Annotated in this window: 14 protein-coding genes; 3 read left to right on the plus strand and 11 right to left on the minus strand. The window is 62.4% G+C overall.

Going from position 1 to position 21,346, the window contains the following annotated elements:
• Positions 1-85: 85 nt before the first annotated feature.
• From J3O30_RS15060 to J3O30_RS15070, 3 genes are all read right to left on the minus strand, one after another.
• A complete protein-coding gene (locus J3O30_RS15060) occupies positions 86-3,793 on the minus strand; it encodes an AsmA family protein (RefSeq protein WP_207581086.1) in 3,708 nt (1,235 codons plus the stop codon).
• 210 nt (positions 3,794-4,003) lie between these two features.
• Positions 4,004-5,416, minus strand: coding sequence for an FAD-linked oxidase C-terminal domain-containing protein (locus J3O30_RS15065; RefSeq protein ID WP_207581087.1), 1,413 nt, complete (start codon positions 5,414-5,416; stop codon positions 4,004-4,006).
• A gap of 268 nt (positions 5,417-5,684) precedes the next feature.
• Positions 5,685-6,719: an aldo/keto reductase gene (locus J3O30_RS15070; RefSeq protein WP_207581088.1), complete on the minus strand. Its 1,035-nt coding sequence runs from the start codon at positions 6,717-6,719 to the stop codon at positions 5,685-5,687.
• 92 nt (positions 6,720-6,811) lie between these two features.
• On the opposite strand from J3O30_RS15070, the gene J3O30_RS15075 reads away from it, so the two are divergent.
• On the plus strand, positions 6,812-7,714 hold the full coding sequence (locus J3O30_RS15075; RefSeq protein WP_207581089.1) for a LysR family transcriptional regulator: 903 nt from the start codon (positions 6,812-6,814) through the stop codon (positions 7,712-7,714).
• Positions 7,715-7,969: 255 nt separating this feature from the next.
• Positions 7,970-9,064: an AbrB family transcriptional regulator gene (locus J3O30_RS15080; protein WP_207581090.1), complete on the plus strand. Its 1,095-nt coding sequence runs from the start codon at positions 7,970-7,972 to the stop codon at positions 9,062-9,064.
• On the opposite strand, the gene J3O30_RS15085 is transcribed toward J3O30_RS15080, so the two are convergent.
• Positions 9,024-9,935: an AraC family transcriptional regulator gene (locus J3O30_RS15085; protein ID WP_207581091.1), complete on the minus strand. Its 912-nt coding sequence runs from the start codon at positions 9,933-9,935 to the stop codon at positions 9,024-9,026. The genes J3O30_RS15080 and J3O30_RS15085 overlap by 41 nt on opposite strands.
• 41 nt (positions 9,936-9,976) lie before the next feature.
• Here J3O30_RS15085 and J3O30_RS15090 point away from each other — a divergent pair, with 41 nt between their 5' ends.
• A complete protein-coding gene (locus J3O30_RS15090; protein ID WP_207581092.1) occupies positions 9,977-10,384 on the plus strand; it encodes a DUF2000 family protein in 408 nt (135 codons plus the stop codon).
• Positions 10,385-10,433: 49 nt separating this feature from the next.
• Here the strand turns inward: J3O30_RS15090 and J3O30_RS15095 are convergent, their stop codons facing one another.
• The 7 genes from J3O30_RS15095 to J3O30_RS15125 form a co-directional block, all read right to left on the minus strand.
• Positions 10,434-11,099 (minus strand): OmpA family protein, encoded by a 666-nt coding sequence (locus J3O30_RS15095; RefSeq protein WP_003564977.1) that lies wholly within the window; start codon positions 11,097-11,099, stop codon positions 10,434-10,436.
• A 349-nt stretch (positions 11,100-11,448) separates the two neighbouring features.
• Entirely contained in the window at positions 11,449-12,447 is a 999-nt protein-coding gene (locus J3O30_RS15100) for a flagellin (RefSeq protein WP_207581093.1), read from the minus strand.
• Between the two features lie 271 nt (positions 12,448-12,718).
• The gene (locus J3O30_RS15105) at positions 12,719-15,874 is read right to left on the minus strand and encodes an efflux RND transporter permease subunit (RefSeq protein WP_207581094.1); all 3,156 of its coding nucleotides are present in this window, start codon (positions 15,872-15,874) and stop codon (positions 12,719-12,721) included.
• Positions 15,871-17,076, minus strand: coding sequence for an efflux RND transporter periplasmic adaptor subunit (locus J3O30_RS15110; RefSeq protein WP_207581095.1), 1,206 nt, complete (start codon positions 17,074-17,076; stop codon positions 15,871-15,873). The genes J3O30_RS15105 and J3O30_RS15110 overlap by 4 nt, the downstream gene beginning before the upstream one ends.
• Before the next feature lie 370 nt (positions 17,077-17,446).
• Positions 17,447-18,355 carry an adenylate/guanylate cyclase domain-containing protein gene (locus J3O30_RS15115; protein ID WP_207581096.1) on the minus strand — a complete coding sequence of 303 codons (909 nt, stop codon included), beginning with the start codon at positions 18,353-18,355 and terminating at the stop codon, positions 17,447-17,449.
• Positions 18,356-18,518: 163 nt separating this feature from the next.
• Positions 18,519-20,069: a SpoVR family protein gene (locus J3O30_RS15120; protein WP_207581097.1), complete on the minus strand. Its 1,551-nt coding sequence runs from the start codon at positions 20,067-20,069 to the stop codon at positions 18,519-18,521.
• Positions 20,066-21,340: a YeaH/YhbH family protein gene (locus J3O30_RS15125; RefSeq protein ID WP_207581098.1), complete on the minus strand. Its 1,275-nt coding sequence runs from the start codon at positions 21,338-21,340 to the stop codon at positions 20,066-20,068. The genes J3O30_RS15120 and J3O30_RS15125 overlap by 4 nt, the downstream gene beginning before the upstream one ends.
• Between the last annotated feature and the right edge of the window lie 6 nt (positions 21,341-21,346).

The following is a 21,346-nucleotide window of genomic DNA, read 5'->3' on the forward strand; positions in this document are numbered from 1 at the left end:
GAATCGAAAGCGCTACAGCGTCCTTTGCGCGTCTTTCAGACGCGCGGCGCTGTAGCCGCGAGCTGTAATCAAATCCCATGCATTTTCATTGCGCCTGAACGCCTGGCACCTGGTCGAAATTGAGCGAACCGGGCAGCGGCCCGCTGCGCCGCGCCGCTTCCGCCTCGGCGGCAGCCCTCGCCTGCGCATCCGCCTTGGCTTTGGCTTCCGCCGTGCGTGCAGCCTCAGCCTCGGCAGCAGCCTTTTGCGCCGCCGCTGCCTGCGCCAATGCGCGCAGTCGCTCTTCCTCCGCCTGCCGTTGTTGCTCGATCTCAGCCGCCTTGACGCGCTCGGCGTCATTGAACCGGTAGAGTGCTGCCTCGCGCCGCAGCCGCTGCTTTTCGAGCACGATCGCTTGTAGCCGCTCGACGCGCCGGCGCTCGCGCTCAAAAGCGCGTAGCGACAGATAGCTGGTGATATCGGTCACATCCATCGTCTTGCCGGGCGACGGCAGCATGCCGGAAAAATTCAGCCTGAGCGCCGGCTCGGCGCCGGACAGCGCTTCCGTGCCCGGATTGAGCCCGACGCCCAGCGTCGCGGTGATCCGCTCCTCCGGCAGCGCGATCTGCGCATCGGCGGTGATGCGGGCCAGATCGTTGGCGACGGTGACGTTCTGCACGCGCAATGTCCCATCGGTGATATTGAAGGGGATGCCGAGTGGCGGCAGCTTCGCCTCTCCGTTGCTGAGCAGCGTCTCGACGATAGGATGCACCTTGCCGGCATTGATCTGCTCCTGCATCGTGTCGGTCGCAGCAAGCAGCGGTGGAAGGATGGCAAGGTTCAGCCCACGTATGCTGGTTTCGCCGAGCCTCAGTTCGCCCGAACCGTTGAGCGAACTGGCAATCTCGCCGATCGTCTTGCCCGAGGCTTCCATCGACAGCGACAATCCGAATTTGCCGTTGGCGATCGGCGCGCCGTCGCGCAACCAGACGACGCCGGCAAGATCGGAATCGGCAAGTGCAAGCTTCGTCTGCAGGAAGCCGGTACCATCGGCATTGGTGAACAGCAGATTGCCGGAGAGCTTTCCGCCATCCAAGTTGCCGGCCATGTCATTGAGCTGCAGCTCGTCTCCCTTGTAGGCGACGTTGCTGGTAAAGTCGGTGACCTCCGTTTCCGGCAGACCGGGCCAGAACTGCTTGGCCGTCAGCTTCACATTGACGTCGAGATCCTTGAAGACGGGCAACCCGAGCGGCGCCGTCGTCAGCGCGCCATTGGCGGGATCGACGATCTGGCCGAACACCGCCTCGCCGAGCCAGCCGGCATCAGCCTTGGAGAGCCTCAGCTCGCCGGACGCGGTCGTCTTCGCAGCCTTCCGGTCAAAGCTTAGCGCGCCTGAAAACTCGTTGTCGGCCGCATGGCCCTTGAGATCGGAAAAGACGATCTTGTCGCTATCGACGGCGGCATTGACCTGCAGGCCGAACGGCAGCCCGGTTCCCGTCTGCGGCAGGGCGATCCCGTTCATGATGAGGTAGGGGTCGATGTCGGCGCTGTCGAGCGAAAGCACGATCTGGCCGTTCATGAAAGTCTCCGGCCGGACATCGACCTTACCATTGGCGGTGAACGAGGTCCGGTCGGTCGCAAAGGTCAGCGCCGCATCGGCAGGATCGTTGCCCGATGCCTTCACCTTCAGTGTCAGGCGGCCATTGGCGCCGACATCGACCGGCAGCGGATCGAGCCCGGCCTGGCCGAACAAGACGGACGGCACGGCGTTTTCGAGCGTCGTTTCGAGGCTCGTCGTGCCGTTGCCGGTCAGCGCCAGGAGATCGGACATGCGGTAGTCGAGATTGACGCGGCTGCCATTCGAGACGCCCGCCAGCGTTACCGTCAGGGCGTTGCCTTCATCACCGCCGAGCGTCAGCGCGCCGCGCAGCGCCGTATTGCCGTACCAACCGGCATTGCGCACCAGCCGGTCGAGCACCGGGTGATGCGGCAGGTGCTCGCGCAGCATGGTGAAGAAGCCGCCGGGATCAGCCGATTTGAAGGTGATCTCGCCCGCGCCCTTGTAGTCGAGCAGCGAGCCTTCCGCCCTGCCGGTCGCCGTCAGCTCGGCGCCGGCGATGTTCTTGATCGACAGCCGGTCGACGGCAAGCGCGCCGTCGGCGATCGTGAAGGTGGTCTCGACATTTTCGGCATCGACGCCGAAGGCGGTGAACTTATCGGCCTTGAGCTGGGCGGCAATCTTGTGGTCCAGCACGTTGTCGCCGGCATCCTGGCCAGTCATCAGCCCGCTCAGCGCCTGCAGCGCATCGAGATCGAGCGTATCACCGTTCAGCGCCACCGACAGCGTCGGCGTCTGGCCGGAAAGCGCCTGCCGCTCCAGCCGGCCCTTCAGGGTCGCCGGCCCGATGGCGATTTCAAGATTTTCGAACCGCTGCAATTCATGTGTCAGGCTGACATTGGCGGAAAAGCCCGCCTGCCGCAATTGCCGGATGGCCGGATCGACCGAGCCGGCAAGCCAGGAGGCAAGTCCCGTCGGCTGGCTGGAGGCCACCACGATCTGGCCGTTGAACGAGGCGTCGCCCTGAAGCAGCAGCTTGCCCTTGCCTTCCACCTGCGTACGCCCCGGCAGCGTACCGCTGGCGCTGTCGATCATCCAGCCGGTACCGGCCGGCTCCAACTCCAGTTGCACGTCGCGCAGCGTCGTATCGCCGGCGACGATCGCCGGCAGCTTGACACTCGCCTTGCCCGGCACCTGCGGAATCGGCACCTGGCCGATGACATCGATCAGCGAATTAAGGCGCTGGCGTGCCGAAACCGCCGCGTCGCGCGTCGTCTTGCCGGCCTCACCCTGATTGCCGATGCGGTTGACATCGATCTGCTGCCCGTCGGCGGTCAACAGGAATTCCGGCTGATTGCCGGTATCCAGCGTCGCCTCGCCGGTTATGACGTAGGGATCGTCGGTTGGGCCGATCTCCATCCGGTATTCGGGAATGCGGATGCGTTCGTTGGTGAGCTCGAAGCGGCCCTTGACGCGCGGCGGCTGCTCTTTCTTGTTGGCGGGCTTGGCACTGTTGCGGTTTTCAATCGCTGCCGAAAGCTGGCCCTGATAGTTCGGCTTGCTGTCGACGAGCTTCAGTTCACCGTCGAGATCGATGCTGACGGGGTGCTTGTCCGGCGAAAGCTTCGTGCGCATGCGCAGCACGCCCTTCTCGTCCGGCTGGCTGCTCGAGATCGAAAAGCTGCCGTGCTCGCCGTCAAGGGCCGCATCGCCCTCGATGCGCCAGGGGCCGGCCAGCGACTTGGCCGACATTTCCGCATTGAAGCCGGTGATGCGGCGTGAACGGCCCGACTGATCATCGATGAACTCGACTTCGCCGCCACTGACATGCACGTTTTCGAGAACGACGGTTTTCGCCGGTATTTCGGCGCGGCTGCCGCGCATCCAGTCGAGCGTGCCGTCCTTGAGCAATCTCAGGCGCACCTTCGGATTGACGACGCGCATGTCGAAGATCAGCGCCTCTCCCGACAGGAAAGGCGCGAGTTCCGCATCCATGGAGAACTGCTCGACCTGGACGATCGGCGTGCCGTCCGCTTCCTGGCCGACGCGCACATCATGCAGCGTGACCGACGGAAACGGCAGGAGCCGCGCATCCACCGTCCCGTAGACAGTGACTTTCTTGCCGATGATGCGGCTCGCCTGATCCTCGAAATTCTTGCGGAAATCCGTCCAGTCGATGAATAGCGGCGCAAGCAGCGCCACAAACAGCGCTACGACGATCACTCCCCCCAGAAAGACGAGGAACCGGCCTACCAATTCAAGGATTCTCCATTCGGGATTCTGGTGCCGACACTAGAGCACTTACAGCAAAAGTGCACAGCGGTTTTGCCGGGAAAAGCGCGAAGTGATGTTCTCAGCGAATTGCGGAAAAACAAAAAGACAGAGCATTTCCGAAGTGCAGAGAACGGAAATGCCCTAGCGCTGTCGATGCCGGGGCGAAGGCCCAAGTTCAGGAGAATATTCCGGTCAGCCATGGTAGAAAATCTTGCCGGGATTGAAGATATCGTCCGGATCGAGCGCCTGTTTCACCTGTCGCATCAGATCTACCGCGCCTCCGAGTTCCTGTTTCAGAAACGCCATCTTGCCTTGACCGATCCCGTGTTCACCGGTGCATGTCCCGTCCATGTCGAGCGCCCGCCGGTTGAGCCGCTGCACGAAACTCTCGGCCATGACGATGTCTTCGGCGCGTCTATCGTCGAACAACAACAGCACATGGAAGTTCCCGTCGCCGGCATGGCCGACGATCGGTCCCAGCAGCCGGTGCTCCTCGATATCCGCCTGCGTTTCGGAAACGCAATCGGCGAGCCTCGATATCGGAACACAAACATCGGTCGAAAGTGCGGCAAGCCCAGGCGCCAGCGCCCTTGCAGCCCAATAGGCGTCGTGGCGGGCCTTCCAGAGTTTCGTCCGCTCCTCGGCATTGGCGGTCCACAGGAATTCGGCCCCGCCACATTCTGCCGCGATCTCCGCGAAGGCTGCCGATTGAAGCGGCACCGTCTCGTCGGTGCCGTGGAATTCGAGGAAGAGCGTTGGGCTTTCGGCATAGGAAAGCTTGGAATAGGCATTGCAGGCCCGCATCTGCACCGTATCGAGCAGCTCGATGCGCGCCACCGGAATACCCATCTGGATCGTCATGATGACGGCATCGCAAGCAGCCTTGACGCTCGGAAAGGCGCAGGCGCCACCGGCGATCTTCTGCGGAATCGCCTGCAAGCGCAGCGTCACCGAGGTCAGGATGCCGAGCGTACCCTCAGCGCCGACGAAGAGCCGCGTCAGATCGTAGCCGGCGGAAGACTTGCGGGCGCGCCGCGCCGTGCGGATCTCCTCGCCATTGGCGGTGACCGCGGTGACGGCAAGCACATTGTCCTTCATCGTCCCGTAGCGCACGGCATTGGTGCCGGAGGCCCGCGTCGACGCCATGCCGCCGATTGAGGCATTGGCGCCGGGATCGATCGGGAAGAACAGGCCGGTATCGCGCAGATGGATGTTCAGCGCTTCGCGCGTCACACCCGGCTCGACGGTGCAGTCGAGGTCCTCCGGATTGACCTCGAGCACGCGGTTCATGCGGCTGAAATCGATGGAAATACCGCCATTGGCGGCATTGACCTGGCCCTCCAGCGAGGTGCCGACGCCGAAGCCGATCACCGGCACCTTGTGGGCCGCACACGCCCTGACCGCCGCCTTCACATCTTCGGCGCTCTCGGCAAAGAGCACGCCGTCGGGCAACTGCGGCGGGATGTAGGTGGTCGTGTGGGCATGCTGTTCGCGGAAGGACTGGCCGGTCTGGAAGCGCTCGCCGAAGCTCTGCTTGAGAATACCGAGCACGGCGGCGATGCCCGCCTCGTTGCGTGTGCCGGCCTTCGCGTCCTTCAGCGCCATCCCTTTAATCTCCCTGCCATTCCGCCGAAACCGTATCGTGTCCCGCAGGCTACAGCGCCGCGCGTCTTTTCAGATGTGCAAAGGACGCTGTAGAACTTTAAAATTGCTGCATAATTTCATCCTTAAATCGATTCCGATTTAAGGAATTATGCAGCAGGCTGGGTATGCGGCAAGTCAAAGCGGCTGTCCAGTTAAGATTGGCAGAAGATTTCATTCCCCCTTTGTTATAGGCCGGTAGCCATACACAAAGTCCGTCGTCTCCGGCGCCTCAGACGATCGGCGGGTTGAGCCGCGCAAAACCCTCTTGCCGCCGATAGGGGAAATAGGGATAGGGCACTGTTACAGCGCTGACGGCGTCGAGCCTTTCGATCTGATCCTTGGACAGGCCCCAGCCGACCGAACCGAGGTTTTGCCTGAGTTGCTCCTCGTTGCGGGCGCCAATGATGACGCTCGAGACCATCGGCCGGCTGAGCAGCCAGTTGATGGCGATCTGCGGCACCGTCCGGCCGGTCTCGGCTGCGATGGCGTCCAGCACATCGATGATGTCGAACAGTTTCTCGTCGTCGACCGGCGGGCCATACTGCGCCGTCTCGTGCAGCCGGCTTGACGCCGGCAGCGGTTGGCCGCGGCGAATCTTGCCGGTCAACCGTCCCCAGGCAAGCGGGCTCCAGACGAGGGCTCCAACGCCCTGGTCGGCGCCGAGCGGCATCAGCTCCCATTCGTAATCGCGGCCCGCCAGCGAATAATAGACCTGATGGGCGACATAACGCGGATGGCCGTGGCGCTCGGCGGCGGCAAGCGATTTCATCAGCTCCCAGCCAGAAAAGTTCGAAACCCCGACATAGCGGATCTTGCCCGATGCCACGAGCCCGTCAAGCGTCGATAACACCTCCTCGACCGGCGTCGAGGCATCGAAGGCGTGAAGCTGCAGGAGGTCGATATAGTCGGTCCCGAGCCGGCGCAACGCATCTTCCGTCGCACGGATCAACCGCGCCCGCGAAGTTCCCCAGTCCTGCGGCCCCTCGCCCGTTGGCAGCGCTGTCTTCGTCGAGATCAGCACAGCGTCGCGCCGGCCGCGGATCGCCTGGCCGAGCACCTCTTCGGAAGCGCCGGCCGAATAGACATCGGCCGTGTCGAAGAGATTGACGCCGGCTTCGAGGCAGATATCGACGAGCCTTCGCGCCTCCTCCGCATCGGTATTGCCCCAGGCGCCGAACAGCGGCCCGCTGCCGCCGAATGTGCCCGCGCCAAAGCTCAACACCGGCACTCTGAGGCCGGATGCGCCGAGATTTCTGTAGTCCATGGATCTGTCTCCTTCGTTTCCTGTAGGATAGACCTTGGCCGTTTGGTGATATAGATTGCATTCCAGCAAATCATCTGTGACTTGAATTCATCATGAGCCGTCAGGACATTAACCGCTCCGGCGAAATGGAAGTCTTCGTCAGTGTCGTCGAGCGCGGCGGCTTTTCCGCGGCCGCCATGGCCCGCCGCATGACGCCGTCGGCCGTCAGCAAGCTCGTCGCCCGGCTGGAGGCACGCCTCGGCGCCCGCCTTGTCAATCGTTCGACCCGCAAGCTGCAACTGACGCCCGAGGGCTGCGCCTTTTATGAGCGCAGCATCGCCATCCTTGCAGATATCGGCGAGGCGGAACGCCATGCTTCGACCGGCGAGGAAGCGGCCGGCCGCATCCGCATTAACACCAGCGGCTCGTTCGGCTATCATGTGCTGTCGCCGCTGGTTCCAGCCTTCATGGCGCTTCATCCCGCCGTGACGCTGGATATTTCCCATACCGACAGGATTGTCGACCTGATGGAGGAACGCGCCGACGTCGCGATCCGCGCCGGCCCCTTGAAGAACTCCAGCCTGATCGCCCGCAAGCTCGGCGCCACCGGCAAGATCATCGTTGCCTCGGCGGATTATCTCGGGCATCACGGCGAGCCACGCACGGTCACCGATCTCCACCGCCACTGCCGCATCGGCTTTTCCTACGTCCGCGCCGTCGAGGGCTGGCCGCTACGCGAAGGAGGCGAGACGGTAACTGTCCCGATCATGCCGGGCGTACAGGTGGGAGACGGCGAAGCCATGCGGCATCTGGCGCTATCCGGCGCCGGCCTCGCCAGACTTGCCGCCTTCACCGTGCGCGCCGATATCGATGCCGGCCGGCTGGTGCCGGTGCTCGAAAACCTCAATCCCGGCGATCGCGAGGAATTCCACGCTCTCTATATCGGTCAAGGCGGCCCGCTGCCGGCACGCGTGCGCGCGCTGCTCGATTTTCTCGCCAGCCACGTGCGTCTCTGATGCATCGCGGCCAAACCGTTCAGCAGTTCGCGACGACGACGCGCATAAAAACAATGGCTTGACGCGGCCGGATGAATCAATTTCGCAGTCCAGGACGCCGATAAAGCCCGATTTCGCAATTGACCGTCCGCCTCGCACCCGCCTATACCGGACCGCGCTAGGCGGTCTTTGCCACCGGCCGCTCTTTGCCATGCCGGGACATCCTCCCACCTTCAGCCTCAGGGCTTGGCACCGGCCAGGAAAGATACGGGGAACATGTCACCCAGCGACGCAAGCCGCCTGCTGCGCGATACCGGCCTGCCGAAATGGGCGCTGCTGCTGGCGCTTTCGCTCGCTTTCACCGTCTTCCTCGAACTCTTCGCCCTGCCTGCCTCGCTGCTGATCGGGCCGATGGTCGCAGCGATCTTGCTGGCGCTCGCCGTCGGCAAGGGAAAGCTTCATGTGCCCTTCTGGCCGCTGCAGCTCGGCCAGGTCCTCGTCGGCCTCATGATGGCGCGCACCATTACGCCAGACATTCTCGGCACCATGGCAAAGGACGCACCGCTCTTTCTGCTGTTCATCTTCTCGGTCATCGCCATCGCCACCAGCCTCGATTGGCTTCTGACACGCTGGCAGGTCCTGCCGGGAACGACTGCCGTCTGGGGCTCCTCGCCGGGCGGCGCGTCCGCCATGGTCATCATGTCGGAGGCGTATGGCGCCGACGCCCGCCTCGTCGCCTTTATGCAATATCTGCGCGTCGTCTTCGTCGCCGTCGGCGCCTCTGTGATCTCGCGCCTGTGGGTGGCGGCCGACGGTGCCGAGCCGCCGCCGCTCGTCCTCTTCCCCGAAGTCGACTGGCCGGCCTTTGCGGCGACGTTAGCTTTTGCGGCCTTTTGTACCTATGGCGTAAAACGTCTGCGCATCCAGGGCGGCACGATCATCGTGCCGCTCTTTCTCGGCGCCTTTCTGCAGGGCTCGGGCCTCCTGAAGATCGAGCTGCCGATGTGGCTGCTTGCCATCGCCTATGCGCTCGTCGGCTGGAGCATCGGCCTGCGTTTCACCCGTTCGATCATCAACCACGTGGCGCGCGCCCTGCCGCGGGTATCGGCCTGCATCCTCCTGCTGATGGCGCTCTGCGGCTGCATGGCGGCTGCCCTTCATATTTTCGCCGGCATCGATCCGCTGACGGCCTATCTCGCCACCAGCCCCGGCGGCGCCGATTCCGTCGCCATTATCGCCGCCTCCAGCGATGTCGACGTGCCCTTCGTCATGGCGATGCAGACCGGCCGTTTCCTGGTGATCCTGATGATCGGCCCGATGCTCGCCCGCTTCACCGCCCGCCGTTCAGGCCTTGCGGAAAACCCCGTGTAAAGCGCCGCGCAGAGTTGTGGACGAGCGTTGCCCACTGGCCAGGCGTCATGCCATAGGCCTTCTTGAAATGCCGGTTGAGATGGCTCTGGTCGGCAAAGCCCGTTGCCGCTGCCGTATCCGAAATCCCCTCGCCTGCGCCGATCATCGCCCGCGCCTGCTGCAGCCGCCGCATCAGCAGGTAGCGATGCGGGCTGGTGGCGAAGGCCGTCCGGAAATGCCGCGACAACGCGAAACGGTCGAGCCCGGTCACCGCCTCGAGTTCACCGGAGCGTACCGGCCGCGTTGCATGCGCCTCGAGATAATCCCGCGCCGCCCGCGCCTGCCGCCAGGCAACGCCGCCGAGCGGCCGGCGCGGCATCGACGCATGCCGGGACAGCCCGCCCGCCACCTGCGACAGGAAATCGTCGACGAAAAGCTCATCCAGTTCGCGGTCGAGTTCGCTGAGAGCGGCGAGCAGCACACCCGCCAGCGCTGGATCGCCGATGACGGGTTCGTCGACGAAAGGCAGGCCGACCCCATCCGCCTCCAGGCATTCGAGAAGCAACGACGGCTCCAAGTAGAGCATACGGTATTGCAGCCCGTCCTCGGTCCCTGCCCCGCCGTCATGCTCCTCGTCCGGATGCAGCACGATCACCTGCCCCGGCAGGCTGAAACGTTGCTCACCGCGATAGCGGAAGGTCTGCACCCCCTTCAGCGTCACGCCGAGCGCATAGGTGTCGTGACGGTGCGGCTCGAAGGCATTGCCTGAGAATTGCGCCCCGATGCGCTCGATGCCGGGAAAAGCCGGCGCCGCCAGGATGGCGTTGCCGGATGGTCCTGCGCACAAACGTTCAAGACCTTCGAAGGCCTGCGGATGTAGATCCTGGCTCAATGGGCCCGATACTCCATGACCGATACAGAGGTAACTGTCCGATGTTTGATACCAAAATTGCCGTCGTCCTGCGAAACAATCTTGCCGGCTGGCAGAAGCTGAACGTCACCGCCTTCCTGATGACCGGCATCGCCGGCGGGCATCCCGAGATCATTGGCGAGCCCTACAAGGACCGTGCCGGCAATCTCTACAATCCACTATCGATCCAGCCGATCATTGTTCTCTCCGCTGACGAGGCGACGATGTCAGCCGTCCACCGCCGTGCGCTGGAGCGCGATATCACCGCCTCGCTGTTCATCGAGGAAATGTTTGCGACCGGCCACGACGCGGCCAACCGCGCCGTCTTCGCCGAGTTTGCGCCCAACGATGCCAAGGTGGTCGGCATCGCAATACGGGCCGAAAAGAAGATCGTCGACAAAATCACCAAGGGCGCGACGATGCAGCAATAACAAAACGGCCGGGCATGGCCCGGCCGCTTCAAAGACGGAAAAATCCCACTCAGCCCTGGGTGATCGGCGCGATCTGGATTTCGACGCGGCGGTTCTGGGCGCGGCCGGCCTCGCTCGCATTGGAAGCGACCGGCTGCGAAGGGCCGAAGCCGACGGCTGACACCCGGCGCTGGTCGATTCCCTGGCCGCCGAGGTAATCGGCAACCGAAAGCGCGCGGCGCTGCGACAGGTCCTGATTGTGTTGCAGGCTGCCGGTCGAATCCGTATGGCCATTGACGTCGATCAGCGTGCGATTGAATTTGCGCAGCACGATCGCCACCGAATTCAGCGTCGGATAGAAGCCCGGCTTCACCGCGTCCTGGTCGACGTCGAAGGTGATGTTCGACGGCATGTTGAGGATGATGTTGTCGCCGTTGCGGGTCACCGAAATGCCGGTGCCTTCGAGCTGGGCGCGAAGCTCGGATTCCTGCTGGTCCATGTAATTGCCGATCGCGCCGCCGGCGAGTGCGCCGACGCCGGCGCCGATCAGCGCTGCGTTGCGCTTGCCGTGGCCGCCGCCACCGACAGCCACGCCGACGAGAGCGCCCCCGAGGGCGCCAAGCGCCGCGCCGCCCGCCGTATTGGAAACCTTCTGTTCACCGGTATAGGGATCGGTCGTCGTGCAAGCGCTGAGATAGCTTGCTGCAACAGCCAGAAGTAGGAATTTCTTGATCATGGACAGGTCGGTCTCCGTTCAAAGCTGATGCGAGCAAATGGCAAGGATTGCGGCAAGAAAATGAAGATGTGCTGTTGATAAGGGAATTTCAGTCGCCGAAACAGGCGCCATGTTGCGGGAATGCGCTGATATCACCGGTTTTGACAGATCGACCACGCTTACGGGCAGCAAGGTGCGACGATAAGCCCGGTAAGAAGGCCCGAATGCATGTCGCCCGGAAGTGTGCAGCGGTTCCGGGATAACGACATACATAAAAACAAAGACTTAAAGCGCGAGAAGCGAATCCGAAGGATCGCGACGCGCTTTAGGGGCCGTCTCGAACCACGAGGATGGCGGGCTGGGCGATCGCTTAGAAATTCTGGAACAACTGCCTTACCGTATCATAAGTGGCATTTGCGATATTCAGCGATTGCAAGCCGAGCTGCTGCTGCGTCTGAAGCGCCTTGAGCTTGCTGGACTCCTCCTCCATGTCGGCATCGACGAGGCGGCCGATGCCGGCGGTGTTGTTATCGTGCAGTTTGGTGGCAAAGTCGTTCTGCAGGTTGATGCGTTTTTCCAGCGCGCCGAAGGCCGAACCGACCGTCGTCAGCTGCGTCAGCGCCGCATCGACAACGCTGATCATCTGCCCGATCTGGCCTTTCGTCATACCTGTTGCCACCGAGATCACCACCTGGCCGGCCGTGGTGCCGTTCTTGCTCGTCATCAACACGTAGTTCTGTGCGGCGCCGAGTTCGGTGGCGAAATTGGACGAGGTCAGCACGCCATATTCACCAGAACCGGTGGCACGGTCGTCGATCAGATAGCGCGCATCCTTGGAGGTCGTGGCTCCGACCGGCGTCGTGTCGATATGATAGCTCAGCATGCCGACGGAGACCGTCCCGTCGGCATTGCGGATGAAGGAGGCCGGAATCTGGCGCGGCTGCGTCGGCGTCGCGTCGTTGTTGAGGATCACCCAATTGTCGCTGTTGAAGGTTGCTGATTCAGAAACACTGCGCAGTTGCTCCTGCAACTGCTTGATCTCTTCATCGACCTTGTTCTTGTCGATGCCGTCTTCGGTTGCGGCAACCAGCTTGGCTTTGATCTCGGAGACGACGTCGATGACGTTCTGGACGCCGGTATAGGCTGTGCCCATCGTCGCAGCCGCCATGCCGAGCGCATCCTGGATCGCCGAAACCGCCTTGTTGTCAGTGCGCGCGGTGGTGGCGACCGACCAGTAGACGGCATTGTCGGCGGCTTTTGCGACACGCATGCCGGTCGTGATGTGGTTCTGCGTGACCGTCATATTCCGGTTGATATCGCGCAGCACATGAAGCGCCGCGTCCACGGAGACGCGCTGATAAATACTCACGGGAACTAAACTCCAAAACGCAAAACAGACGCAAACGACACAAGAAATGAACCGTTGCCGCGCGGACATTCATGTCCGGGGTCGCTGGAACTCCAGCGAATTGCAGCCTTCAAGAAATGAAGAAGACCAGCCGGTTACTGGTAACGATAATTGCCGTTTATGCTTAACAAACGGCTAAACTTCGGAAGTAATTTATCTTATTTCGTAAGGTTCATAGCCCATAAAAATGCCGTCAGACGGGATCCGGCGGCGCTTAAGTCGGATGTGAACTTTACTCGGCGGCCTGAAGCTGCTCCTCGGCGGATGCTGCGCGCGGCCGGGTGGCGACCGCCATCTCCTCGTGTAGCCGCGCTTCTTCATGAGCGTGCGGCTTGGCGAAGCGGGCAAGCAGCAGGTAGGCGACCGGCGTGATGAACAGCGTCACCAGCGTCGCAAAGCCGAGACCACCGACGATCACCCAGCCGAGCGCGACGCGCGCTTCGGCGCCCGCGCCATGGGCAAAGACCAGCGGCACGCCGCCGAGGATGGTGGCGATCATCGTCATCATCACCGGGCGAAGGCGCAGCGCGCAGGCCTTCTCGATCGAGGAACGCACGTCCTCACCCCGGTCGCGCAGCTGATTGGCGAATTCGACGATCAGGATGCCGTTCTTCGCCATGACGCCGACCAGCAGCACGAGGCCAATCTGGCTGTAGATGTTGAGGCTGGAGCCGGTGATGATGAGCGCAAAGACAGCGCAAGCCAGGCCGAGCGGCACCGTCGACATGATGATCAGCGAGGACAGCACGCTTTCGAACTGCGCCGCCAGCACCAGGAAGATGATGACGATGGCAAAGCCGAAGGTCAGTGCCATGCCATTTGAATTCTCTTCCAGCGTCGCGGCTTCGGCGAGCGGCAGTAGGCGTGCGCCAGCCGGCAGCAACGGCTGCGCAAGCTGCGTCACCTGCTTGACCGCATCGCCGAGCGACATGCCGTTTCTGAGACCGGCAGTGATCGCGACCGAGGCGAGCTGCTGCTCGCGGTTGAGCTGCGGCGCGACCGAACCTTCCTTCATCGTGGCGATCACCGACATCGGCACGATCTTGCCGTCGCCGGTTTTCAGGAACACGTTCTCTAGGTCGGTCGGATCGTCAATCGGCCGCGTCGTCGACGTCAGAAGCACGGGGTAGGATTCGCCATCGACGAAGACGTCGACCACCGAGCGCCCTTCGAGCAGCGACTGGATCGCCGTCGAAAGCCCGGTTATGTCGATGCCGAGATCGGAAGCGCGCTCGCGGTCGATCGCCACCGACACCTGCGCCTGGCTGGGCTCGTTGGTCAGGCGCGGCGTATCGTACTGGCCGGTGGCGTCGAGTGCCTGGACCAGCTTGGCGGCGGCCGCCGTCAGCGCCTCGTGATCATTGCCGATCAACGCCATCTGCAAGCCGCTGCCGGCGCCGCGGATGCGCAGGCTGTTGGAGGAGATGGCGTTGCCGCGCAGGGCCGGCACCCTTGATGCCGCCTGGTTGATGTCTGCGACGATTTCCGCCTGCGTCCGATGGCGCTCCCCCCAGGGAGCGAGCGTCAACACCATGAAGCCGCTGTTCAGCGAACCACCCTGGCCGGAGATCGAGAAGACGTTGCGGATGTCGCCTTTATCGACCAGCGGCTGCAGATATTCCTCGACGAGCTGCATCTTGTCGCGCGTATATTCGAGGCTCGATCCCTGCGGCGTCGTCAGCCGCATCATCACCATCGACCGGTCCTCTTCGGGTGTCAACTCGCTCTTGACTGTGGAAAAGGCGACGAGTGCCGCGCCGGCGAGGATTACCGAAAACAGGATGACGACGAAGGGGGCGTTGAGGCAGCCGTGCAGCGCCCATTTGTAGAGGCGGGCAAGCGCCCCGCCGAAACGGCCGAGCGCGCCGTGATCCTCGATCATCGGCTTGGTCAGCATGCGCGAGGCAAGCATCGGGCAGAGCGTCAGCGCCACGATCGACGACAGCCCGACGGAGAAGGCGAGCACAAAGCCGAATTCACGGAAGAGGCCGCCGACCTGTCCCGGCAAGAAGGATAGCGGTATGAACACAGCCGCGAGAGTCGCGGTCGTGGCGATAACGGCGAAGAACACCTCGCGTGTTCCAAGCACGGCCGCCGCGCGCGGCCCCATGCCTTCAGCGCGCCGGCGCACGATGTTTTCGAGCACCACGATCGCGTCGTCGACGACGAGGCCCGTTGCCAGCACGATCGCGAGCAGCGTCAGAATGTTGATCGAGAAGCCGACCATATAGATCGCCGCCAGCGTGCCGATCAGCGCCACCGGCATGCTGACCGCCGGGATCAGCGTCGCGCGCCAGTCGCGCAGGAAGAGATAGATAACGGCGGTGACGATAACGGCGGCGAGCACCAGCGCCAGCACCACCTCATGGATCGCACCCTGGATGAAGACGGCGTCATCGCTGGTGATCGCGATCGTCGTGCCCTCCGGCAGCGTCTTCGACAGCTGCTCGACGGCGGCCTTGACGCCGGTCGAGATATTCAGCGTGTTCGACTGTGCCTGGCGGATGATGCCGAGGCCGATGCCCGGCTTGCCGTTGGAGCGCAGCGCCGTTTCGCCGTCGCGTGGTCCAAGCGTCACCGTCGCGACATCGCCAAGCCTGACACGGTCCTGCAGCATAACCTTGGAAAAATCTGCCGGCGTCTGCAGGTTGGCGGTGGCGCGCACCACAATATCCTGCGTATTGCTCTTCAGCGATCCCGCCGGCACGTCGAGTGCAGCGTTGTCGAGCGACTTCGTCAGATCGCCGATGGTCAGTCCCCGGCTCGCCAGCGCGCCCTGGTCGACATCGACGCGGAAAACCTTCTCCTGGTCGCCATATTCCTCAACGTCGGCGACGCCGTCGACAGATGCGAGGCGGTCGATCACCTCGTTTTCGACGAGTTGTGTCAGGTCGTCCATGTTGAGCTTGGTGGAGGTGACGGCAAGACGCATGATCGCCGAGGAATCCGAGTCCGCCTTGACGATCTGCGGCGCATCCGCTTCGTCAGGCAGGTTCTGGGTGATGCGGCCAATCGCGTCGCGCACGTCGTTGGCGGCGACGGCGAGATCGATCGCATCGGAGAATTCGAGCGTCACCCGGCTCTGGCCGAAGGAAGAGGTCGATGAGATCGATTTCAGACCGCTGACACGCGCCACCGCGCCCTCGATCACTTTGGTCAGTTCCTGGTCGATCGTCTGCGGCGATGCGCCGTCGAAGGTCGTGCGCACAGTGACGACGGGACGGTCGACATCCGGCAGTTCACGCACCTCGACGCCGACGTAAGCCGCAAGGCCGGCGACGACCATCAGCGTGTTGAACACCAGCGCCAGGATTGGCCGGCGAACAAAAAGCGCAGTGAAGCTCTGCTTGCCCGACGGCCTGTCCTGATGGATCTCGGTCACGCTCACTGGGTGGCGACCTCCGCATTCGCGGCGACATCGGCGCTCAGACGCACCGCCCCGCCTTCCCGCACGCGCTGCAGACCCTGCGTCACGATCTTGTCGCCGTCTTTGAGGTCGGCTTTGACGAGCACGAAATCCGGGTTGCGCTGCACGACGCTGACCCGCACCTTGCGCGACTTGTCGTCGTTGACCCGCCAGACGAAGGAGCCCTGCGAATCCCACTGCACCGAGACGGGATCGACTGCCGGATATTTGTCGCCGGCAAATTTCATGCTGACGCTGAAGGACATGCCGGCGCGCAGCTCATCCGAACTGTTGCCGATCTTGGCGCGCAGGCGAAGCGTGCGGCTTGCCGCGTCGATGCGGTTGTCGACGGCCTCGACCATACCCGAAAATACCTGTCCGGCTTTTGCCACCGACATCGCCTCGACCGGCTGACCGAGCGATACCGTGTTGGCGAAGCGCTCCGGCACCCAGAAGTCGACGAGAATTTCCGACCGGTCGTCGAGCGTGACGATCGGGATGCTCGTCGTGACGTTGTCGCCGATGTTGACCGGTAAGATACCGACGATGCCGTCGATCGGCGCGATAATGTTGCGCCGGGCGAGATTGAGTTCGGCGGCCTGCAGCTGCAGCCGCGCCCCCTGCTCGGCGATCTCGGAATCGAACACGTCCATGCGCGACACGCTGGACTTGATGTTGTGATAGAGATTGGATTTCTCGACGGCAGCCTTGACTGCCACATCCGCCTGGCCGCGGGCGATCACCTGCTCCTCGCTGTCGAGCGTGGCGAGCACCTGGCCGGCCTTCACCCTGTCGCCCGACTTGATGAGGATTTCGCGGATCGTACCCGATGCTTGGGGCGTGACCGCGACCGAGCGGATCGCGTCACCCGTGCCGATGGCGTTCAGCCGGTCGTTGACGACGCCCTGGACAACGGCCTGCGTCGCAACGAGGATGGCGCTGTTGCGCCCGTCGGCATTTCGGCGGTTCTGCCCCTGTCCCTCACCACGTTGCTGCCCTTGCGCCCGCGCGGGAGCGTCGGCATCCGCGGTCCCCTCAGCCTTTGGCGCGATCTTGGAAACGATGCTGCCTGGAATACCTGCATCGCGCATCGTATCGCCGGCACCGGGCACAAAGAAAACCCACGCGGCGAAGCCGGCAACAATGACGATGAGCGAAAGTACAAACTGCTTCCAAAAAGCCATTCACGTCTCCGGAGGGACTCGAGGTTGGACCAGGGTCGGTCGAAAGAGGCGCTGCGGGATCAAGATTCCCGTCTGATGCGACAATATCGCGCGTTTACAGCTTACCGGCAAGCATAAGCAGCCGGCATTACCGATTTGTAATATCAGCAAAGAATGGAAATAACCCGGCCGCTCACTTTTGCTTGAACAAACCCCTGCCATGCCTTTAACACCGCCGATTGTCGGGCGAGATGCCGTCCAGAATCGCTGCCGATGTGGTTGGATTTCTGAAGCGCCCCGCGATCTTTCAGATTCGCGCCTCGCGCTTTAGCGCTTTGTATTTACGCATGTCGTTAGCGCAAAACCGCTGCACACTTTTGCGCGACACGCCTTAGCGACGCATCGACCACCGCAGGCCCATCACAGCCGTAATCCCCAGTATTGGCCACACCGCCCAGAACTGCCCCGTCCAGGTGAAAAGGTTGATGCCGGCAATACCGAGCGCCACGATCGCCAGCGAGGCGATCCTGCGGTTGAACCGCGTCTGGTCGCGGTTCCAGGCGAGCGCCGCGACGACGGCGAGCGCAAGCACTGGAAAGCACGCCCAGAAAACGCCCTGCCACGATAAAAGATTGATGCCGATCAAGACAGCGGCGATGACGCCGAGCACACCGAACAGCCTGCGCCTGCCAGGTGCCGGTCTTGCCTCGGCGATCTCAGCCGCCGGCTGCGGCCGCGCGGGGCCGGATCGTTGGCGAGGCGGCGTCTCGTCCTTGGCATTGCCGATCTTCACCGCATAGCTCGGCACGCCTTCATCGACGTTCTTCACCATCAGCGGCCCGAGGAACTCAAAACCGACCGCGACCTTGTTGCGAACCTGATCGTAGACGGTACTGGATATGACGATGCCGCCGGCCGAGGCCGAGGCCTGCAGCCGCGCGGCAATATTGACGCCGTCGCCGTAGATGTCGTCGTTTTCGACGATCACATCGCCGAGATTGATGCCGATGCGAAACAGCATGCGCCCGTCCGTCGGGCGGCGGGCGTTGAAGCCGGCAAGTTCGTTCTGGGTATCGACAGCCGCGCGCACCGCCTCGACGACGCTTGGGAAATCGGCGATCAGCCCATCGCCCCAGGTATTGATGACACGGCCGCCATGGCTTTCGATCAGATGCCCCATCGCTTCCCGGCAGCGCTTCAGCGCCGCAAGCGTCCCCTCCTCGTCAGCTCCCATCAGCCGGGTATAGTCCTGCACGTCAGCACAGAAGATCGTCGTCAGCTTGCGCCGCGTTTCACTCATGGTCTCTCGTCTCCGCGCTATCCGTCCCCGGAAAGATCGCTGCAAAGGCTGAAACTGGCCGACAGGGGATCAAGTGGGCGATTGCAACGCCGGTAACCTACTAAGGCTTTATGTCTGTCGCCACCGATAATTGCTCATGATCGCCCTTCAGCATACCGGCGGATTATTGCACGATCTTGCGCGGGCTTGCTGAATGTTCTCTGGCCACGGTATTCGAGCCATCGATTTCCTGAAGCAACACGTCGTAGCCCCAGAGATCGGCAAGATGTTGCAGGACGAGCCTGGTATCGGCTTCCTGAAGATAGCTGCCATTCATCATGATATGTTGCAGCAACAGGCGGCGGTCACCGGCGAGGTCGACATCGACGATATCGATTGCCGGGTCGGTCCAGCCGATATCGTATTCGCGGGAGAGCTGGCGGCGGATGCGCAAGTATCCGCGCTCATTGTGGATCGCCGAAACCAGAACCCCTTCGGTCTGTTCCGGATCATCGTAGAGGTGGAACAGCCGCAACTGGCGGATCAGGTTCGGGCTCAGGAATTGGCTGATGAAACTCTCATCCCGGTAATTGGCCCAGATGTCGCGCAGCACCGCCATCGCATCGCCTCGCCCTGATATATCGGGGAACCATGCGCGGTCTTCTTCCGTCGGCTTCGTGACGATCCGCTCGATATCCTGCATCATCGCAAAACCGAGCGCATAAGGGTTGAAGCCCGAGAACCGCCGGTCGTCGTAGCTCGGCTGGAACACGACGTTGGAGTGGGACTTCAAGAATTCCAGGAAGTTGCCGTCGCTGATCTGCCCCCGCTCGTGAAGCCGGCTCATGATCTTGTAATGGACGAAGGTGGCGGTTCCCTCGTTCATCACCTTGGTCTGCCGCTGCGGATGGAAATATTGTGCGACATGCCGGACGATGCGAAGGATTTCCCGCTGCCATGGCTGCAGCCGCGGCGCGGTTTTCTCGAGAAAATAGAGGATGTTGTCCTGCGGAAGGCCAAGCGCGGCGCGTCGCTTTTCCAAACCGCCGTCGCTCGCCTTCTTGGCCTTGCCGACGGGCACCGTTCGCCAGAGATCGTTGAACATCTGCTCTTCGTGGGCGCGACGCTCCTGCTGCCGCTTCTCCTCCTGGCGAAGGTCGATGGTGGTCTTGCCCGCATATCGATGCACCCCGTGCGACATCAGCGCATGCGCCGCATCCAGCGTCCGCTCGACCGCCGTCTCGCCATAACGTTCTTCGCAGCGGGTGATATAACCCTTGGCGAAGTCGAGGTAATCGAGGATGCCCTCCGCATCGGTCCAGAGCTTGAAGAGATAGTTGTTCTTGAAGAAGTGGTTGTGGCCAAACGCCGCGTGCGCGGTGACGAGCGTCTGCATCGTCGCCGTGTTCTCCTCCATCAGGTAGGAAATGCAGGGAGAACTGTTGATGACGATCTCGTAGGCGAGGTCGCGCATGCCGCGGCGGTAGAAGGCTTCGTGATGCGCGAAGTGCTTGCCGAAGGACCAATGGCGATAAAAGAGCGGCATGCCGGTCGAGGAATAGGCATCGAGCATCTGTTCAGAGGTAATGACTTCGATCTGGTTCGGATAGACATCGAGGCCGAGTTCGCCGAGCGCGATCTCCTCGCAGGCGTCGTGGATACGCTGGAGCGTTGAAAAGTCCCAGTCCGCCCCCTCGAACAACAGCCGCTCCCTTGGCCTCATCGTCATGGTCATGGCGTCACCCTCGACTGTGCATCCCGCTTCTGGAAGAGATCGTGGAAAACAGGGAATATCTCGCCGCGCCGGCAGACCTTGCGCATCGAAAGCGGCAGCAGCTCTGAACGGATCCCGTCATAGAGCATCCAAAGCGGTGAACGGGATACGGAAGAGTCGCCGCCTTCTTCGCCCACCTCGATATAGGCGAAGTACTGGCATAGCGGCAAAATCTCGCGCAGCAGCTGTCCGCTCAAATTTCCGTCCGAATGGGCGTTGTCGCCGTCCGAGGCCTGGGCGCCGTAGATATTCCACTCTGCCGGATCGAAACGCGCAGCAATGATCCGACGCATGGCAACAAGCGCGCTGGATACCAGCGTGCCGCCGGTCGCCGGACCGTAGAAGAAGGTTTCCTCGTCGACTTCCTCGGCCTTGTCGGTATGGCGGATGAAGACGATCTCCACTTTCTTGTAGCGCTTCGACAGGAAAAGATAGAGCAGCAGGTAAAACCGCTTGGCAAGATCCTTCATGTGTTCCGACATGGAGCCGGAGACGTCCATAAGGCAGAACATCACGGCTTTGGCCACAGGCTTCGGCTCGTTCTCGAAACGGCGATATCGTACGTCGAGCGGATCGATATAGGGAATGCGCCGGCTTTTTTCCGTTAGGGATTTGAGTTTTGACTCAAACGCCAGGCGGCTCTCGTCGTCCTCGCACTCCTCGATCTGCCGCTGCAGGGCTTCGATCTCTTCGCGACGCGGACGGTGAAGCGCGACGCGGCGCATCATTGCAAGTCTCGTTGTGCGGCCGACGGCGATGTTGGACGGCGATCCGGAGACGGAATAGCCGGCCCGCACCGGAGTCTCCTCTTCCGTTTCGGCTAGACGCCGTTTGGCAAGGTCTGGAAGTTCCAGGTCATCGAGAAATACATCAAGGAATTCCTCCCGGGTGAGCACGAAGCGGAAACCGTCCTCCCCATCGCCTTCGCCCGCATCTTTTGGTTTTCCGCCCCTCGCGCTCGGCGGCCGCGGAATGATGTCGCCTTCTACGAAGGCTCTGTTTCCCGGCAGAATGTGATCGGCGGTGCCGCCGTCGCCCCTCCGAAGGCTCGGTTCGGCCATTCCGTCGATCGGCAGGCTGATCTCACCGCCGTCGAGCACATCGCGAATGTTTCGGTTTTGCAGAGAACGCTTTACCGCCTGCTGCACGGCACCTTTCATGCGCCGAAGAAACCGTTGCCGATTTTCGAGACTTTTACCGCGCGGATTTAGCCGACGGTCGACAATGTGCATATTGGC

The organism is Rhizobium sp. NZLR1 (assembly GCF_017357385.1).
In the GTDB taxonomy this organism is placed as follows: domain Bacteria; phylum Pseudomonadota; class Alphaproteobacteria; order Rhizobiales; family Rhizobiaceae; genus Rhizobium.

Excerpts from the sequence above, each read along its gene's own strand:
- J3O30_RS15120 (WP_207581097.1), bottom strand. The coding sequence starts at position 20,069 with ATGACCATGACGATGAGGCCAAGGGAGCGGCTGTTGTTCGAGGGGGCG.
- J3O30_RS15070 (WP_207581088.1), bottom strand. The coding sequence starts at position 6,719 with ATGGACTACAGAAATCTCGGCGCATCCGGCCTCAGAGTGCCGGTGTTG.
- J3O30_RS15065 (WP_207581087.1), bottom strand. The coding sequence starts at position 5,416 with ATGGCGCTGAAGGACGCGAAGGCCGGCACACGCAACGAGGCGGGCATC.
- J3O30_RS15090 (WP_207581092.1), top strand. The coding sequence starts at position 9,977 with ATGTTTGATACCAAAATTGCCGTCGTCCTGCGAAACAATCTTGCCGGC.
- J3O30_RS15125 (WP_207581098.1), bottom strand. The coding sequence starts at position 21,340 with ATGCACATTGTCGACCGTCGGCTAAATCCGCGCGGTAAAAGTCTCGAA.
- J3O30_RS15075 (WP_207581089.1), top strand. The coding sequence starts at position 6,812 with ATGAGCCGTCAGGACATTAACCGCTCCGGCGAAATGGAAGTCTTCGTC.
- J3O30_RS15110 (WP_207581095.1), bottom strand. The coding sequence starts at position 17,076 with ATGGCTTTTTGGAAGCAGTTTGTACTTTCGCTCATCGTCATTGTTGCC.
- J3O30_RS15080 (WP_207581090.1), top strand. The coding sequence starts at position 7,970 with ATGTCACCCAGCGACGCAAGCCGCCTGCTGCGCGATACCGGCCTGCCG.
- J3O30_RS15115 (WP_207581096.1), bottom strand. The coding sequence starts at position 18,355 with ATGAGTGAAACGCGGCGCAAGCTGACGACGATCTTCTGTGCTGACGTG.
- J3O30_RS15095 (WP_003564977.1), bottom strand. The coding sequence starts at position 11,099 with ATGATCAAGAAATTCCTACTTCTGGCTGTTGCAGCAAGCTATCTCAGC.